17 protein-coding genes and 1 pseudogene are annotated in these 17,193 nt (G+C 39.9%); 2 read left to right on the top strand and 16 right to left on the bottom strand.

Annotation, left to right across the window (positions count from 1 at the left end; all coding sequences use genetic code 11):
* Window positions 1-148: 148 nt before the first annotated feature.
* From TZ97_RS09230 to TZ97_RS09210, 5 genes are all read right to left on the bottom strand, one after another.
* Window positions 149-934 carry an ABC transporter permease gene (locus tag TZ97_RS09230; RefSeq protein WP_003013947.1) on the bottom strand — a complete coding sequence of 262 codons (786 nt, stop codon included), beginning with the start codon at window positions 932-934 and terminating at the stop codon, window positions 149-151.
* 1 nt (window position 935) lies between these two features.
* Entirely contained in the window at window positions 936-1,730 is a 795-nt protein-coding gene (locus TZ97_RS09225; RefSeq protein ID WP_045760129.1) for an ABC transporter permease, read from the bottom strand.
* On the bottom strand, window positions 1,727-2,713 hold the full coding sequence (locus TZ97_RS09220; RefSeq protein ID WP_003010129.1) for an ABC transporter ATP-binding protein: 987 nt from the start codon (window positions 2,711-2,713) through the stop codon (window positions 1,727-1,729). Before TZ97_RS09220 ends, TZ97_RS09225 begins: the two co-directional genes overlap by 4 nt.
* Window positions 2,706-2,909, bottom strand: coding sequence for a hypothetical protein (locus TZ97_RS09215; protein ID WP_003010127.1), 204 nt, complete (start codon window positions 2,907-2,909; stop codon window positions 2,706-2,708). Before TZ97_RS09215 ends, TZ97_RS09220 begins: the two co-directional genes overlap by 8 nt.
* Before the next feature lie 751 nt (window positions 2,910-3,660).
* Window positions 3,661-4,509 (bottom strand): helix-turn-helix domain-containing protein, encoded by an 849-nt coding sequence (locus tag TZ97_RS09210; RefSeq protein WP_045760128.1) that lies wholly within the window; start codon window positions 4,507-4,509, stop codon window positions 3,661-3,663.
* Between the two features lie 535 nt (window positions 4,510-5,044).
* Here TZ97_RS09210 and TZ97_RS09205 point away from each other — a divergent pair.
* Complete coding sequence (locus TZ97_RS09205; RefSeq protein WP_045760127.1) at window positions 5,045-5,275, top strand: hypothetical protein; 231 nt, start codon at window positions 5,045-5,047, stop codon at window positions 5,273-5,275.
* Window positions 5,276-5,402: 127 nt separating this feature from the next.
* Here TZ97_RS09205 and TZ97_RS10360 read toward each other — a convergent pair.
* From TZ97_RS10360 to TZ97_RS09195, 3 genes and pseudogenes are all read right to left on the bottom strand, one after another.
* A pseudogene (locus TZ97_RS10360) lies at window positions 5,403-5,549 on the bottom strand (IS3 family transposase); the annotation flags it as partial.
* Between the two features lie 158 nt (window positions 5,550-5,707).
* On the bottom strand, window positions 5,708-6,343 hold the full coding sequence (locus TZ97_RS09200) for an SdpI family protein (protein WP_045760126.1): 636 nt from the start codon (window positions 6,341-6,343) through the stop codon (window positions 5,708-5,710).
* Window positions 6,330-6,611, bottom strand: a complete 282-nt coding sequence (locus tag TZ97_RS09195; RefSeq protein WP_031572731.1) for an autorepressor SdpR family transcription factor — start codon at window positions 6,609-6,611, stop codon at window positions 6,330-6,332. Before TZ97_RS09195 ends, TZ97_RS09200 begins: the two co-directional genes overlap by 14 nt.
* A 1,055-nt stretch (window positions 6,612-7,666) precedes the next feature.
* Between TZ97_RS09195 and TZ97_RS09190 the strand changes: the two genes are divergently transcribed.
* Window positions 7,667-8,836, top strand: coding sequence for a CynX/NimT family MFS transporter (locus TZ97_RS09190; protein WP_045760125.1), 1,170 nt, complete (start codon window positions 7,667-7,669; stop codon window positions 8,834-8,836).
* 86 nt (window positions 8,837-8,922) lie between these two features.
* Here the strand turns inward: TZ97_RS09190 and TZ97_RS09185 are convergent, their stop codons facing one another.
* The 8 genes from TZ97_RS09185 to TZ97_RS09150 form a co-directional block, all read right to left on the bottom strand.
* Window positions 8,923-10,056 carry a M23 family metallopeptidase gene (locus TZ97_RS09185; protein WP_045760124.1) on the bottom strand — a complete coding sequence of 378 codons (1,134 nt, stop codon included), beginning with the start codon at window positions 10,054-10,056 and terminating at the stop codon, window positions 8,923-8,925.
* Window positions 10,057-10,689: 633 nt separating this feature from the next.
* On the bottom strand, window positions 10,690-11,313 hold the full coding sequence (locus TZ97_RS09180) for a V-type ATP synthase subunit D (protein WP_045760123.1): 624 nt from the start codon (window positions 11,311-11,313) through the stop codon (window positions 10,690-10,692).
* A gap of 3 nt (window positions 11,314-11,316) precedes the next feature.
* Entirely contained in the window at window positions 11,317-12,702 is a 1,386-nt protein-coding gene (locus TZ97_RS09175; RefSeq protein ID WP_003002370.1) for a V-type ATP synthase subunit B, read from the bottom strand.
* Window positions 12,689-14,479, bottom strand: a complete 1,791-nt coding sequence (locus tag TZ97_RS09170; RefSeq protein ID WP_045760122.1) for a V-type ATP synthase subunit A — start codon at window positions 14,477-14,479, stop codon at window positions 12,689-12,691. The genes TZ97_RS09175 and TZ97_RS09170 overlap by 14 nt, the downstream gene beginning before the upstream one ends.
* 33 nt (window positions 14,480-14,512) lie before the next feature.
* Complete coding sequence (locus TZ97_RS09165) at window positions 14,513-15,217, bottom strand: GNAT family N-acetyltransferase (protein WP_045760121.1); 705 nt, start codon at window positions 15,215-15,217, stop codon at window positions 14,513-14,515.
* On the bottom strand, window positions 15,214-15,534 hold the full coding sequence (locus TZ97_RS09160) for a V-type ATP synthase subunit F (RefSeq protein ID WP_031572747.1): 321 nt from the start codon (window positions 15,532-15,534) through the stop codon (window positions 15,214-15,216). Before TZ97_RS09160 ends, TZ97_RS09165 begins: the two co-directional genes overlap by 4 nt.
* Complete coding sequence (locus TZ97_RS09155) at window positions 15,515-16,534, bottom strand: V-type ATPase subunit (RefSeq protein ID WP_045760120.1); 1,020 nt, start codon at window positions 16,532-16,534, stop codon at window positions 15,515-15,517. Before TZ97_RS09155 ends, TZ97_RS09160 begins: the two co-directional genes overlap by 20 nt.
* Before the next feature lie 9 nt (window positions 16,535-16,543).
* A complete protein-coding gene (locus tag TZ97_RS09150; RefSeq protein WP_045760119.1) occupies window positions 16,544-17,134 on the bottom strand; it encodes a V-type ATP synthase subunit E family protein in 591 nt (196 codons plus the stop codon).
* Window positions 17,135-17,193: the final 59 nt, after the last annotated feature.

The following is a 17,193-nucleotide window of genomic DNA, read 5'->3' as shown; positions in this document are numbered from 1 at the left end:
GAATTTCTTTAAATTTTTTCTTAGCACCTATAAGTTAATAATACTATTCTTTAAATTATAGTTTATAATTATCTGATGTTTCAATGACCACAAAACAAAGTACAGCGAATCACTTCCTTTAGTCAAACATATAACTGAACAACATTGTTTATCTTCCTGCACTTTCATATTTTTTCAATCCTTTTCTAAAAATTGTACGACTGATAATAATCAAAAAAACTGTAAAAACTATTTGATAGAAAAATAGGTTCAATGTATCTTTCCCTAAAAATATTAATACTGCAGGATTGGCAATTAATAAATTGGGAACAAATAACATAGTGATCAATCTGTTAATACCTGTAAAAATATTATATGGATACTTAGAAATTCCAATATAATTCAAAAATACATCTACTTTTGAAAATTTAGTTGGGAACCAAAATGAACTAATCGTTATTAGAAACCAAATTGAATAATATATAATACAACCACACATTAAAGAAAGGATATAAAACAATATTTTTAATGAATTTAAATGTACATTTAAATTTCCATAACTTATAAAAATGATCGCAAGACCAAAAAAAGTATTCACGAATTGAACTAAATTAAATGATCTAAAAATATAGAACAACTGAGTATCAAACGGCCTCAATAAAATTTGATCCAAGTTACCACTCAAAATATCTGATTCTAAAATTCCCATACTTCTAATTAACAATCCCATCATAACTCCATCTACAATAGTGTAGGAACCTACCAAAAATAAAATTTGATAATAGTCCCAACCATTAAAAGAGTCTATGTTTAAGAAAATCAATCTAAAAAATACAATAGGTAAACCAATCCACAGTATCGACGAAAATAGACCACAAAAGAAGTCAAAATGAAAATTCATATCAGATTTAAAACCAAAATGAAGTAGCCTAAAAATTACTTTTATTCTAAACATTTTATCCTCCCACATTTGAGAAGTGCTCCACTCCTTTTCTCAATATGAATCTTGATATAATATAAAAAATGATGCACCAAATCAATTGAATACAAATAATTCTCAAATAGTCTATTAATTTATATGTATCATTACTAAACATCTGAAGCGGTTCATATACTAAGTATTTAAAAGGTAATACATCTAAAAACAGACGAAAATTATTTGAAAAAAAACTTAAAGGCAATAATATTCCTGATAAAAACTGAATTACTATTTCTTTAACAGTAAGGACAAAAAATATATTTTCTAACCAAAAAGAAAGCATACCTACACAACATGATATTAAAAACCATAGAACCATAGATAGAATAATTGCAATACTTCCTAAAATAAGAATTTCAATGGTTAATAACTCATTCTTGTAATAAACACTGGAGAATAAAATGACAGGAATGATGATAAATAATACATGAGCAAGCCTATCTCCAAGCATTTTACAAAAATAATACTTATAAAAAGTAACAGGTTTTATTAATATGCTAAAAAAATTTCCTGAATGAACATCGTCATTGATTTCCCAATCAACTGGATAAAAAACAAAATATGAAAAAATTATAGTCCCCAAATAGTATTGAACCATTGAGGTAAAATCATATCCTGCTATATTTATCTGGTTACTCTGATATATATACGTCCATAAAAATACTGATATCATAATTTGTATACTTGCCTGTAACATTAACAATAGTACACTTGATTTATAGTTCAAAATAGATCGAAATGATATCAGAATAATAGACATTTCTTTTTTCAATTGTGCTCCTTTTTTGTAAAATAGTTTTGTAAAATAATTTCTTCTAAAGAAAGATTTGATATTTCAAAATCTTCTATATCTACAAGCTTATTGATTGATTCTAATGTCTCAAAGACAAAATCTCTAGGTATTTTTAGTATACATTCCGATTTTGTTTGAGAAATGACTACTACTCCTTTAACAGAGCATAACTCTGGTACCAAATCTAATGTCATTTTTATCTTTAAATATTTAAAATCAGAAAATTTAGATAAAATAACATCCATTGACTCCTGCAAAATAATTTTTCCTTTGTCAATGACGATTAATTCGTCACAAACAGACGAAATATCATCCATATCATGACTCGTTAAAATAATAGTAGTATGACATTCTTCATTCATTTTCTTTAAAAATGTTCTGATATCTTTTTTAGACTGTATATCTAACCCTATAGTAGGCTCGTCTAAAAATAATATTTCCGGACTTGTTAAAGATGCCGCGATAAACTCCATTTTCATTTTTTGTCCAAGAGAGAGGGTCCGGACCTGCTGGTAAAGCTGATCTTTTACATTCAACAAATTGCTTAATTCCTGAATTCGTTCTTGTAAAATCGCCGGTTCTACCTCATATAAAGTACCAATCAATTGAAAATAATCCATAGCCGAAACATCTTGAAATAACTGTAATTTATTTCCTACTACTATTGAAATTTTTTTTCTAAAATTTATACTTCTTTTAAATGGAATTTCTCCATTCACTTCTAATTTTCCGGAACTAGGATAAAGAGTCCCAGTCAACATTTTAATCGTTGTGGATTTACCAGCTCCATTACTCCCAATAAAGCCAACTATACTCCCTCTCTTAATCGTAAAACTAATATCTTGAACAGCTCGAATCGTTATTTGATTACGTTTCAAAAATCTCTTGATAAATGGGAGTCTTGAATCAAAATTATAAAAATTTTTAGATAAATTCTGAGCATTAATAACTATTTCACTCATATATCTCTCCTTTCGATAAAATATATTTACTTGTACTTTTTCCATACTTTACCAAAATGCTAAAGATTGAGCTAAAATCTTCGGGATGGGTAAAATAATATTTGTCTTTAAAAAGTTTCTCAAAACCTTCAAGGCGATTATTGAAATCATTAAATTTTGTATTGTCTAGCTGGTTGAATGTCTCTTTAATATCCATAAACTTTCTCCGTGATTCTTTATTTCACTTTATAAATAGAAGAGTGTCTGTATATTTATAGATCCTCAAGAACTTGCATTTTATCAAGTATAAGTAGAATAGTATGTAAGGGTTTACATTTTCATATTATATGATTATTTAAGGAATCCGTCAATTTTCCACATTATTATATGACAAAATGTATTTTTTAAAAATGCAAAAATCTATGAGCAAGATGTTTGACTTCCTTTTTTAAACTATATATACTTATATTAACCTTAGAAAAGAAAAAATGTTTGAACAGATATTCAATAATAATTACTTTTTTTAAAATTAAAATTCGAACTTTAAATTTTTATCTTTTTTATATTATTGAGTAACCTAAATTGCCCAATTTGTAAAATTTAGCTAGACAAAAAAAGACATCCAAGAGAAATTTCTTAAATGTCTGTAAACGTTGATATAAGCGTGTTGATTAACGTTTTGATAATTGTGATGCTTTACGAGCTTTCTTAAGACCTGGTTTGGGAAGTATGTATTTCAGTTGGATTAAAAACAGCGTATTATCAAGGCTTTTCAGAACGATATCTACTGATTAATTTCATAAAATATGAATCAATAGATTATAAATAGGGGAATAGTTTGGTTCTGTAAAAATTAAATAGTACCTTAATAAACTTTATTATATCAGTTTTCTTTAACATTAAGCAAGATTACGATAACACGTTGATCATATTTTTAAAAAGTTTTATGACTGATTTCGTTAGGAATATTAGTCTTTGAAATAGCGCTTCACATCTGACCTACATGCTTCCAACAACGTTATTTCATCAGTTAATTCGAGTAACTGCAAGCCTTCATCAACTAGCTTTTTATCACTTAAACAAATTCCAAGTGTCACTTTAGCATTTCCTAGAAAATCATATCGCTTACTTTTTTGGGCCGTATCTAACAATAGATAACTGATACTCGTACATTTCTCCATCAGACCATTCCACAGAAAAATGCTAGCTAAATTTGAGAGTAATTTATACTTGGTGGGAAGAATCTCTGTATAATCAGAGTAATCATTAAGCCTATCTATAACTTCATCACAGATAGAAATCACTGTTTCTAGTGGAAGTGTAAATAAAATAACGACAATTAATTTAAGGTCACTATGATACCAGACATCCTGATTTTTGATTTCGTTCCAAGCTTCCGTGGCCATTGTTCTTACCTTTTCATTTGGACCAGATTCTCGTAAACAAAGAATGACCTCTACTCTCTTTAGTATATTTGACACAGGAATATCATTAGGATGTTTTTTTAAATAAGCTACACTCTTATTCTTCAGTTCCAATAATTTATCATTTGATTGGTAGGCATTGTTATCTTCTGCCAATAAGATAATTTCTTCTCTATCGGAGTGGTGGTAAGAATGGCATATATATCGAAATTCTTCGAAACCTAGGCCAACTTGCTTTAGAAGATGCTCCATCAACTCAAAACTAGGCACCACTTGGTTCGATTCAATACGCGACAAGTGCGCTCTTGAAGTGTAATCCTGGCAAACTTCCTCTTGACTAATATGTTTTGATTTCCGTATTTTTTTATAGATTGTACCGTAATCCCAACGCATAACAGCTCCATCTCTAATTATGTGTATATATGTGACATTTTTACATTTCGATATATGTTTAGTATATCATATATATTAAAGAAAGATGTGAAAACGTGTAAAAAATCACTATTTATTCTTTATAGCATCACTCCCACTCTTCAATTTGTTAGATAGTTGGCGATGGTGGGGATTCCATTAATTGAAGGGATGTGTCCATAGATGAACAAAAGAAGCTTCAAAAAAATGTTTCTAATATTTATTTTAGGTATCATTGTAGGTCTATTCTTAATCCCATTACTTAGACCACTTATAGTTGATTGGCTAAAAACTATATTTGGTTAATAGTAACGATAACCTTATTTAACAAAAAAGTTTTCCCTTTTATTTTTTAATAGCATTGTTTTGACAAATTAACTTCCACGTTTATTGGCGGTAGAAGTTGGTTTGAGAATTTAGCACTTTGATGACCTTAGATCCTTATAATCCTACACGTACAGGTATGACTTTTAGTTTTAGATATTCTCATTAGTTTAATTAAAGGAGGGACTGTGTTATGGTAACTAAGTATTACAAGTATATTCCTTGGTTGGTTTTAGGAGCTATTGGATCTTATGAGTCCGCAACTTATTTTGGACATAGTACATTTGATATACTGTATTTATCTATTGTTTTTATGATTGTTTACGTAGCTTTGTTCATTCTACACGAAAAATATCTGAAATATAAATATAAAGAAATATTTACACAGATTATGAGCAATCCTGAAAAAGATCATCATCCTTAGTAAGATAAAGCATAATAAAGTCCTAGCAACCAGATTGTACTGACCCAAAAAAAGTTAGGCAAATAGGCTATTCAAAGGATTTAGTTCTGTATTTTACAGAACTAAATCCTTTTAGTTTTTCCTTAATTCATTTGTTGCTGTAATAATCAATATAGTCTACAATAGCTTGTTCCAATTGATTAAGCAACTTAAATGTATTCTCATAACCATAAAACATTTCTGATTTCAAAATGCCAAAAAAGGATTCCATCATGCTGTTATCTGGACTACGTCCTTCATAGCGAAACTTCATCTGATACGCTTTCAGATGAAGAAATTTGGTACGCTCTTTTTTCAATTTGTTTTGACTAAGAAAGCGATGAAATCAAGCACTATAAAAACCAGTAGAAGTTACCCTAACACGGATTCCCACTGGTTTTTACATTTTTCATACTAACGATTTCTCCGACTTAACTGATAAGAGTACACCATAGGGATAAACACAATGGCGAGGATGACTAGCACCAGTACATAAGAAAGAGCGAATTGAAGGCCTGCTTCAAGTAGGAGGATCAATCCTCCAATCACCCACAACTTCCCTGCCAAGCGATGGGTTTTGTGCCAGTTATCTTCACTCTGTAAGGTCCAAGGAAGGCGGATCCCAACCGTGTGGTTCACTTTCAACTTAGGCATGTAATTGCCCATGATCACAAAGATAAGACCCAGCAAAACTGAAACAAAAACTGATGGATTGGTAGTAGATCCTAGCGCCTTGCTATAGATGAGATAGGAGATACTTAAGGAAACGATTGGAGTCAACCAGTGGTTTACTTTGACCATTTTTTCATTCATCGTGCGATTCTTAGGATCACGTCTGATCATAAAGATCACAAACAGATGCACCAAGAGAAGGAGGATAGGAAGGCCAAACACAACCAGGGGTTTTGATTGGAAGTTATCAGCCTGATCAGCAGCATTAAAGTGAATTGGGATTTGGTTAGGTAATTGCGACCAAATCATCAGCCCCCAAAGCATGGGGAAAAGTATCACCATAGAAGTTAATATCAATAGTTTTTTATTCGTTTTCATCAGTAGAGTCTCCTTTCAAATCAACGAGCCAGACCATTAAATCCTCCAAGACTGAAGTATTGAGTTCATAGTAGATAAAATTCTTCTCTTTTTCCTCTCGAATTAAATCTGCCTGCTTGAGAAGGCTTAAATGATGGGAAATGGTCGCTCCTGCTACATCAAAGTGGCTAGCGATATCGCCAGCAGATAATTTCCCTGCCTTTAGCAGTTCTAAGATACTTCTTCTTATCGGATTCGATAAAGCTTTAAATGTTTGCGCAAAATTCATTCTCTATCTCCTCCAATCTATTTAGATATCTTTCTAAATAGATTGTACAACTCCACTATCATTTTGTCAACTCTATTTAGAAAAAAATCTAAATAGATTCTGTTGTAAAAAATTATCAGACCTAAGACCGATTCTTATAAACAGCGTCTTTTCTTAAGTTTTCTTTAAGAAATCAGCCTTATAATAAAACCATCAAATGAAGACCTCCTAACTTTGTTTGATAGAAAATCCTAAACTTTTTCATAATAATCTCCCTATAAGAGCCACCAAAATCGGTGGCTTTTTTCTACGTACCTTAGTGAGTCAAGTCCAGTAGGGGCGTAGACGAACTTAGGTACGTTGACGCAGTTCGAACGACAGTGAGAACTACGGTCCTTATTCTCTTTACGAGCATCAGCGAGTTTAGGTACGTTGACGCAGTTTGAGCGAAGCGAAAACTACGTTCCTTATTACCTTAGCGAACATTAGTGAACTTAGGTACATTGATGCAGTTTAAGCAGAGCGGAAACTACGATCCTTATTCTCTTTACGAACGTTTATGAACTTAGGTACATTGATGTAGTTCGAACGCTAGTAAGAACTACGATCTTTATTATTTTAAATAAAAAACGCATCCTGTTTTGGATGCTGGCTAATGTATTTTCTCAGACTTCAGACCGATTCTTTCGATCAGCACCTTTTCTTAAGTTTTCTTTAAGAAATCAGCATTATAATAAAACCATCAAATGAAGACCTCCTAACTTTGTTTGATAGAAAATCCTAAACTTTTTCATAATAATCTCCCTATAAGAGCCACCAAAACCGGTGGCTTTTTTCTATGTACCTTAGTTAGTCAAGTCCAATAGAGACGCAGACGAACTTAGGTACATTGACGCAGTTCGAACGATAGTGAGAACTACGGTCCTTATTCCTTTAGCAACGTTAGCGAACTTAGGTACATTGATGCAGTTCGAACGATAGTGAGAACTACGGTCCTTACCCTTCATTTGTACAAATACTCCAATTTATGCTCGATCTATGTTATAATGAAGAGAATTTTTGTCTGAGGAGGATTTATGAAAAAAACACATTCTACGCTATTCATCCCGGGCATCATTATGCTTGGGATTGTTTTACGAACACCATTTACTACGCTTCCGACGGTCTTGTCTGACATCGCAGCTGGTTTGGGGGTAGATGTGAGCTCTCTGGGACTATTGACTAGCTTGCCCCTTCTCACCTTTGCCATTTTCTCACCTTTTGCGATTCAATTTGCTAAAAAGTTGGGGATTGAGCGTCTCTTCTTTCTTGTCTTGATCGCAATGACGATCGGATCTGCCATTCGGATTATCAACCTCCCCTTTCTCTATCTGGGAACCATCTTGATTGGAGCTGGCATTGCCTTTCTCAATGTGCTGCTTCCAAGCCTGATTCAGGCGAACAGACCCCGCCAACTAGGCATTCTGACCACTTTGTACATCACTTCTATGGGGATGTCCACAGCGATCGCCTCTTCTGTGGCCGTTCCGATCACCAAAGCCACTTCTTGGCAAGGTTTGGTCAACATCTTGACAGCCTTGTGTGCTCTTGCTTTGGTCATCTGGATTCCTAACCTTCGCTACAACCACCATCTAAAAAAGACGGCTACTACAGAATCTAGTAGTAAGTGGTATACCAATAAATATGTTTGGGCTATCATGATTTTCGGAGGCTTGCAGTCACTGCTTTTCTACACAAGTATGACCTGGCTTCCGACCATGGCTGTTCAAGCTGGCCTTTCAAAGGTTGAATCTGGACTACTGGCCTCCGTCTTCACCCTGATCAGTCTCCCGTTCTCCTTGACGATCCCAAGTTTAACGACACGGTTATCCGATCGCAATCGACACTTGATGCTTGCCATTGTTGTCGGAGCAGGGATTCTGGGGGTAGCCATGCTCTTAATCCCGACCAGCAACTTCTTCTACTGGTTGGTATTAAATGCCCTGATTGGAAGTTCCGTTAGTTCGCTCTTCCCTTACCTCATGGTCGCTTTCTCCATGAAATCCAGCACACCTGAAAAAACAGCCCAACTTTCTGGACTTGCCCAAACAGGAGGCTACGTCTTTGCAGCCTTTGGTCCCATCCTCTTCGGCTACAGTAAATCTCTTTTCCACTCTTGGACACCTGCCATTCTTATGCTACTGGTCTTAACCATTATCATGGCCATTGCCCTTTATCAGGTGGAAAAAGTTGATCATATCTTATAACCATCGTCTGGCTGGAAGATTCGTCTTCCGGCCTTTTTTGTGCATACAAAAAAAGAACTAGGCACTTGTCCTAGTTCAAAGTTTTATTATCCGTTAAATGAGATATGTACGTGGTCGTTGTGGTTTGCTGTATCTCCACCACGGTCTGGCATTTGGTTCCATGTATTAGCTGGTCCGTAAATGTTATTTACTGGCATGTAGAATTGTTGTTTCCAGATAATATATGAGATACCTGCACGGTCCATGTTGTCAATCGCATACTGTGCAACTTGATCTCCAAGCTCTGAATTTGTTGGAACCATCACGTCTACTGCAAGTCCTTTACCATGGTCTTCTGGATCCCCTTCACGGTAACCACCGATGTTTGTGATACCGAATTTCGCTGCAATTTCTTGACGGAAAGCTTCCGCTTGAGGTTGAAGATTTGGATCAGTTGGAATAGCATTACCAGTTGTTGGAGTTGATGCTACTGGTTGCACTTCAGGTGCTGCAGTCGTTTCTGCTGCTGGTTGTGCTGCTGGAGCTTCTTCTGCTACTGGAGCAGATTGAGGAGCAGCTGGAGCTTCAGGAGTTGCTGGAGCTTCAGGAGCAGCAGCTGGGGCTGCTTCTTGATTTTGTACTTCAACATTGACAGCTGGAGCACCGTAGTTTGGTGTTTCTGGAACAGCTGGTTGTGCTGGTGTTTCTGCTGCTGGTACTTCAACTACAGGAGCTTCCGCTGGGGCTTCTTGAGTTTCCGCTGCTGGAGCTACTGGAACAGCTTTGTTATCTTCGTTTACTGGTTTAGACAAATCGTTGACAGCGACTGTTTGGTCATCAACTGTCACTTGGTTTGTTGTCAAGTCAGCACTTGCAACGGTTGCATCTGTCGCACCTGCTTGAGGAGTTTGGATTTCAACTGAAGTTACTTCTTTTTGATCATTTACTGTTGTTTTCAAAACAGTACCTGGGTAGATCAAGTCCATGTTGCTGATGTTGTTCAAGTTTGCCAACACATGAACATCGATGCCAAGCGCTTCTGCGATCGAACTCAATGTATCACCATATTTGATGGTATAAGTTTGTTGGTTTTCACCGCTTTGTTGGATATCATGTTTGATTTCATCTACTGAGCGAGCTACCCAATCTTCAAGTGTTTCTGCAGTGGCTTTTGTAAATGGAATCACTGCAAGAGCTACTGTTGAAGCGATCAAGGCTTTCGTATTAACTTTTAATTTCATCTTTTATCCTCTTTTTTCTTTGTTTTTTTGCTCAAGATTTTCTTGGACAAATTAACTACCATACTATCTTATCACAATTTAAAAATAATAAAAGGCCTTTTTGGCTATTTAACAAAACTGTATTTTTCTTGTAACATTTCGTCTTTCTTGTCACATTGTTACAAACTAGTAACATAAAATTAGGGTCCTGGAAGAAGAGTTCGAGGGCGCAAAAAAGCCTCATCAAGGAGCGGTTCCTCGATGAGGTTCTTGTATTTTTTAAGTAATTGAACATAGCTTTTTACGGCTTTGTATCTTATAACTGAACACGCCCTAAATACTGTGTGATAAACGCAAACTGTAATAGTACTAACTTCAAAGACACAGTAGCTGATTGGATTTTTCTCTCGCTTTAAGAGCTCGGAAAAATCCTAATCAGCCTTGTGGGGGCAGGACAACGAAGCATTCTATACAACCATTCTATACAACAGTGCTTCTGTCCTGCTCCCTATTTTCCTTTGAGTTGCTTAATGGCTTTGTATCTTGTGAATTGAACACGCCCTAAATGCTGGGTGAAAAAGATAAATTCTCTTGTGAGCATCGCTCACTGCAAGAATTTCCTATTTTCACTTTGCATTTTACGGGCTTTGTATCTTACTTCACCTTCATGATTCTGACGAGGTTGGCGCGTTCGGCTTCTTCGAGTTTCATTTCGATATAGTAGATGGTCTCTTTGAGGTCTGGGATAGTCGCATACTCCAGTCCGTTCACTCGACGGCGGGTTTTCTCGATTTCATCTGCCATGAGTTGGCAGCTTTTTTCGATTTCCGCTAACTTGAGCAAATCTGGGAGGAGGTCCCCCATTTCTTGAATGGTGCTATCCATTTGACTGTTGGAGGCGAGGTAGCTATAAACCACGTCCCCTTCATCATCTCCGTATGGATTTTCGATACGGGCATGGAGCTTGGGCACGCGCACACTCATGACATTTTCTTCCTCGATATGGAGCATCACTTCTCGAGTGGGAACAGCAAAGATTTCTTCTACCATGAGGTCACTCTCTAAGGACTTGGCCATCACGAAATCTTGCATATTGCCCACCAGCGCTGCCTCCACCTTTTGGCGCAGACGATTATTCTCACGCACAGCTTCAATAAAACGGCGCATGAGTTCATCCCGCTTATCCTTGAGCAACTTGTGCCCTCGGGTTGCTGTCTTGAGGCGCTCTTTGAGAATATTAAGCTCCATCCGAGTTGGTTTTACATTTAATCGTGCCATAGGCTAATCCTCTTTGTTTGGCAGATACTTGTCAATCATCTCATCCTTGATCCGTTTAAGCTCTGTTCGTGGAAGAATGGATAAGAGTTCCCAACCGAGATCCAAACTTTCCTCAATCGTCCGATTGGTAGTGAAACCTTGATTGATGTATTCTTGCTCAAAGCGGTCTGTAAATTTAACATAGAGCTTGTCGGTATCTGACAAGGCAGACTCTCCAAGCACTACAGCTAGTTCTTTGGCTTGTTTTCCTTGGGCGTAAGCCGCAAAGAGCTGGTTCATGGTCGCCGCATGGTCTTCCCGAGTCTTGCCTTCACCAGAACCCTTGTCCTTTAAACGAGAAAGGGATGGAAGAACATTGATCGGTGGGCGGTAACCACTATTATAGAGATCGCGGGACAGAATAATCTGACCTTCGGTGATGTAGCCTGTCAAGTCAGGGATGGGGTGGGTGATGTCATCTTCTGGCATGGAGAGGATCGGGATTTGGGTCACAGATCCTTTCTTTCCAACCAAGCGTCCTGCACGTTCGTAGAGGGTTGAAAGGTTAGTATAGAGGTAACCTGGATAGCCCCGACGACCTGGAACTTCCCGGCGGGCAGCGGATACTTCCCGAAGGGCTTCACAGTAGTTGGTCATGTCGGTCATAATAACCAAGACGTGCATATCTTTTTCATAGGCCAAATATTCGGCAGCTGTCAAGGCGATCCGAGGAGTGGCAATCCGTTCGATAGCTGGGTCATTGGCTAGGTTGATGAAGAGGACAGAGCGGTCAATCGCACCTGTCTCCCGAAGGTCGTTCATAAAGAACTCGGCTTCTTCAAAGGTAATCCCCATGGCCGCAAAGACCACGGCGAAGTTTTCTTCCGAATTAAGAACCGTCGCTTGACGAGCAATCTGAGCCGCCAACTCCTTGTGAGGAAGACCAGAACCTGAGAATACTGGGAGTTTTTGGCCCCGAACCAAGGTATTCAAATGGTCAATGGCTGAGATCCCTGTCTGGATAAATTCATCTGGATAGTCCCGCGAAACAGGATTGATGGCTTGTCCATCAATGTCCAAGTACTTCTCTGGGATAATCTCTGGACCGCCATCGATGGGTTTGCCCATCCCGTTAAAGATGCGTCCGACCATGTCTTCAGACACAGGAAGTTCTAGGGGACGTCCGGTAAAGCGGACTTTGGCTTTTTCCAAGTTGATCCCACTAGATCCTTCAAAGAGCTGGACCATGGCCTTATCTTCTTGGACTTCGAGGACTTGTCCCTGACGGGTCGTTCCATCATGAAGCTTGATTTCAACTAGCTCATTGTAGTGAACCCCTTCGACCTGATCGACAATCATCAAGGGGCCAACAACTTCGCTGACAGTACGGTATTCTTTAATCACGCTCATTGTCTACTCCTCCTTTTGCGACGATTTGGTGTAGGGTTTCTACGATTTCTTCTTTCAGGGCTTGAATGGTTGCCAACTGATCCTCATGGATGAACTTGCTCCGGGCAATACGGTCTCGAAGAGCTACGGTTCCTTCCATGATTTCTGTGAAGTAAGCCCCTAATTCTAGTGCTTTTTGACTTTCTTGATCAAAGGTCAAAATGTTGGTCAACAAGGCCACCTGCTTGCTGAAAGAGGTATAGGTATCGACCTCATCAAAGGCGTTTTGTTGCAGGTAGTCTTCACGGATCATCTTGGCCGCATTCATGGTCAAGCGGTCTTTTTCAGACAAGGAATCTAGACCAACCAAGCGGACGATTTCTTGCAATTCACTTTCCTTTTGAAGCAAATTCATAGCACGGGTCACTTTTTCAGACCAGCTGATTTGTTCATGTAGATCGATATAGCGACCGACTTCATCTTGGTAAAGCGAATAAGAACTCAACCAGTTGATGGCTGGGAAGTGACGACGTTGCGCCAATTGAGCATCTAAGCCCCAGAAGACCTTAACAATTCGCAAGGTATTTTGCGTTACCGGCTCTGAAATGTCTCCACCTGGAGGGGAAACGGCACCGATAGCGGTAATCGAACCTTCGCGCGCAGTGGTTCCAAGTGTCTTGACCCGACCTGCCCGCTCGTAGTATTCGGCGATCCGGCTACCAAGATAGGCTGGGTAGCCTTCATCCCCTGGCATTTCTTCTAGACGACCAGACATTTCACGAAGAGCTTCTGCCCAACGAGAAGTAGAGTCCGCCATGATGGCAACGGAGTAGCCCATATCGCGGAAGTATTCGGCAATGGTAATCCCTGTGTAGATGGAAGCTTCCCGCGCCGCTACTGGCATGTTCGAAGTGTTGGCGATCAGAACAGTCCGTTGCATGATGGATTGACCAGTCGTTGGATCGATCAATTCTGGAAATTCATTCAGAACGTCCGTCATTTCATTTCCACGTTCCCCACAACCCACGTAAATTACGATGTCTACATTGGCAAACTTAGCCACCTGGTGTTGCACAACTGTTTTCCCAGCTCCGAAAGGACCAGGAACTGCTGCAGCTCCACCTTTAGTCACAGGGAAGAAGGTATCGATGACCCGTTGACCGGTGACCAAAGGCTCTACTGGAATGAGTTTTTGTGCAAAGGGACGGCCTCGACGAACCGGCCATTTTTGCATCAGGGTTCCAGTAAAGAGACTGCCATCTGCCTGCTCGATCTCATAGACTGGCTCTTCCACTGTGTAAGAACCTGCTGCGATCTTGGTCACACGTCCACTCACACCAAAAGGCACCATGATGCGGTGTTCCACCATATTGGTCTCCTGAACCGTACCGACGATGTCTCCAGCGACCACTTCTGTCCCTTCAGTCACGCTTGGCTCGAAGGCCCATTTGGTGTCCCGATCTAGATTTGGAACTTGCACCCCGCGAACCAAAAAGTCACTGGCAGTCACTTCTTGGAAGCGTTCCAAGGGGCGTTGGATCCCGTCAAACATCTGATAGATCAAGCCTGGTCCCAATTCAACAGAAAGGGGAGCTCCGGTTGTGACCACTGGTTCTCCTGGACCGACTCCAGACGTTTCTTCATATACTTGGATAGAGGCTTCGTCCCGCCGCATCTCAATAATTTCGCCAATCAAACCAAGATCGCCGACCCGGCAAATGTCTTGGATATTGGCCTCCTGCATCCCTGATGCAACCACCAAGGGACCGGAAACTTTGATAATTTTTCCTTGAGTCATGTATTCCTCCTGGGAATCCTTTGTTTCTTTGTTTTACTTTTGTGCTATCTCTCTTAGAGATTGCTTTTGTTGGCCATTGGCATCGAAATTGCTTGGATCCAACCAAGCTTCTAGTCGCTGTTTGATTTCTGGCCATTCTTGGTCAATGATAGATAACCAGTCTGTATCACGGGTCCGACCTTTATAAACAACAGCCTGACGGAAACAGCCTTCATAGGTGAACCCTAAGCGCTCAGCTGCTTTGCGAGATGCTTGGTTTAAGGCATCGCATTTCCACTCATAGCGGCGGTAGCCTAAATCTTCAAACACGTAGCGCGCTAATAGATACTGGGCTTCTGTAGCCATGCGAGTCTGTTGGAGCGCTGGTGAGTAGGTCACTGCTCCGACCTCGATCACCCGGTTGGCTTGATCGATCCGCATAAGAGAGAAAGTCCCCAAAGCCTTGCCTGAATCTTTGTCTACAATCGCATAGTAAAAGCGACCTTGGGCTGTCATGAGATCATCTAATAAGTGGTCCCACTCCTCCTCATTGCGGGCAGGGCCTTTGAACAGAAAGGTCCACATAGCTGCTGGAGAGTCCGGCCCGTAGACCTGATAAAGATCTGCTCCATGTTTTTCTTTTGAGAGGCGCTCGATCACAGTATAGCGACCTTCGATCCGCTCAATAGCTGGCAGACGCCCCGGTGTAAAATCCGGCAGTGCATCGCCAATCGCTTGGCCAAATTCATTTGTTCTCATAAAATATCCTGTCCTACTGCTTTTTCAACATTATCGCGAATGCGCTGTTGGCCCAGCCCTGTAGTCCCTCTATGGGTCGGGATAAGGATCAAAGCCGGTGTCAGCTGCTGGTCGTAAAAAGCCACTGTTTCTGGAATAGCTTGAGCAATATCCTCTGTCAGGTAGATAATCCCGAAGTTTTCCCGACTGAGTTTTCGCAAGGTGTTGATCGCTTCTTGCGGCTCTGTGACCGGATAGGTTTGAAAGCCAATCAGGCGAAAAGGAAGGATGGCGTCCCGATTGCCCACAACGGCGATCTTATAGGTCTGTTTGTCCATAAATCGGTCTCATCCTTTCTTTGATTTCTGCTAGCGGAAAACCATTGTCCAAACCAGAGAGGACCAAACGAAGGTTGGTCACCTCTAACTCTTTTCCGTAAAGATAACGAACAAGAGGGAGTGGTCCATCGACTTCAAAACGACCAGCGTCTAGAAGACTGAATTTCACCAAACTTTCTAAATACTCCAACTCTACGGTCTTGAGTTGACCGGTGCGCATCTTTTCTTCATAAGTCTCTAAGGCGAGATCGTACTCCAGCGGATTGACTTGATAAAACCAGGTCAACCACTGACCCGATTCTAGCAGGTCGATCACCTGATGGGCACTGAGACTTCCTTCATCCGAGAGCAATTGGTGCATAAAACTATACGGTTTTTGCTGATCCAAAGCCCGTTTGACCGTAATCGCATTGTAAAAGTCAATGGTCACGTCTACCAACTGCTTCAAAATCGGATGATCTAGACTGTCTCCTAAGTATCTCAGGTGTTTAAAATAAGCTAAGTCCATCCCGATTTCGAGAACCCGCAAGTCCTGATAGTCTTGGAATTCTTGCCAAGTTGCAGCCACTTCTTCCGCCATAAAGGCCGGACAATGCTCCGCAGAAAAGGTCGCCACCAAATGCTCGAGCACATCAAGAGAATAAGGACCGACGGGGATCAATAAATGCCCCAACTTGCGCTCTGTCGCCTTGTGTTTTAGATAAACCTTGAGATTATGATAGGTGTACTTCAAGGTAAACAGGCTAACCAGGTCTGACTGAGGGCTTACCTCAAAAGCCCATTGGTATTCCGCCAACAAGGCTGCCATCAGACGCTCTTCAAGGGCTGCTAAATCCTTGATCTCGTGGCTGTCTAAAGCATAAGATGTCCCTTGTAGCAAGCCTTCTCGGCTCTCACTGGAGGGACTTGCAAGCAACTGCTCGAACTGACTGGGACTGACAAAACTAGCCTCACGTACGCTGATTCCTGTATTAACTTGAGAATAGGTCCGTTCGCTCATTGCAACCTCCTAGTTCTCTTCGTCGGTGAAAATGCTGGCTGCCATCTGGTAGCTTTCTTGCTCCCAAATAGAATCCACCAAATCACGGTAGAGATAGTTGTCATCAATCTTCCCAACCGACAAGACAAAGCCTGCCTGAGCTGGGATTGTCGCATCCGCAACTGTCACATTCTGATGAGTCTGCTTCAATCTATCGAGAGCTGCTGGATCAAATTTGCTAGCACTCACCACCCCAAAGGTCAGAGTCACAACTTGCCCTTGATAGCGGTCTAAAATCGCATCTACAAACTGCATTTCCTTTTCAAGGGGCCAAGCCGCCATTGCTTCATAAGCATCCGCAAAGAGATCCTTTAAGACTCGTTGCTTGGTGACAAGGGTTGATTGGCGTTTTTTATTTTCGATTTGTTGGGTTTCACGTTGCAATTGACGTTGAATCCGCTTGAGCTGCTCGGAGCGTTGATTGAGTTTGTCTTGAATCAAACGCTCTTCTTGTGCAGTCTCTTCTTTTAGGATGGTTTCCTTGGCCTCTTCTAAGAGTTTACGCCCTTTTTCATGGGCTTGGGCCAAGATCGAATCCTTTAATTGGGTTTGTTCATCCATATCGTTTTTTCTCCTATTGCATGCGTCTTGTGTTTTTCGCCTCGTAAGGCGAATCCATC

The sequence above is a fragment of the Streptococcus parasanguinis genome, from assembly GCF_000963275.1.
Taxonomy (GTDB): domain Bacteria; phylum Bacillota; class Bacilli; order Lactobacillales; family Streptococcaceae; genus Streptococcus; species Streptococcus parasanguinis_B.
This window is presented reverse-complemented; position numbering and strand designations above follow the sequence as displayed.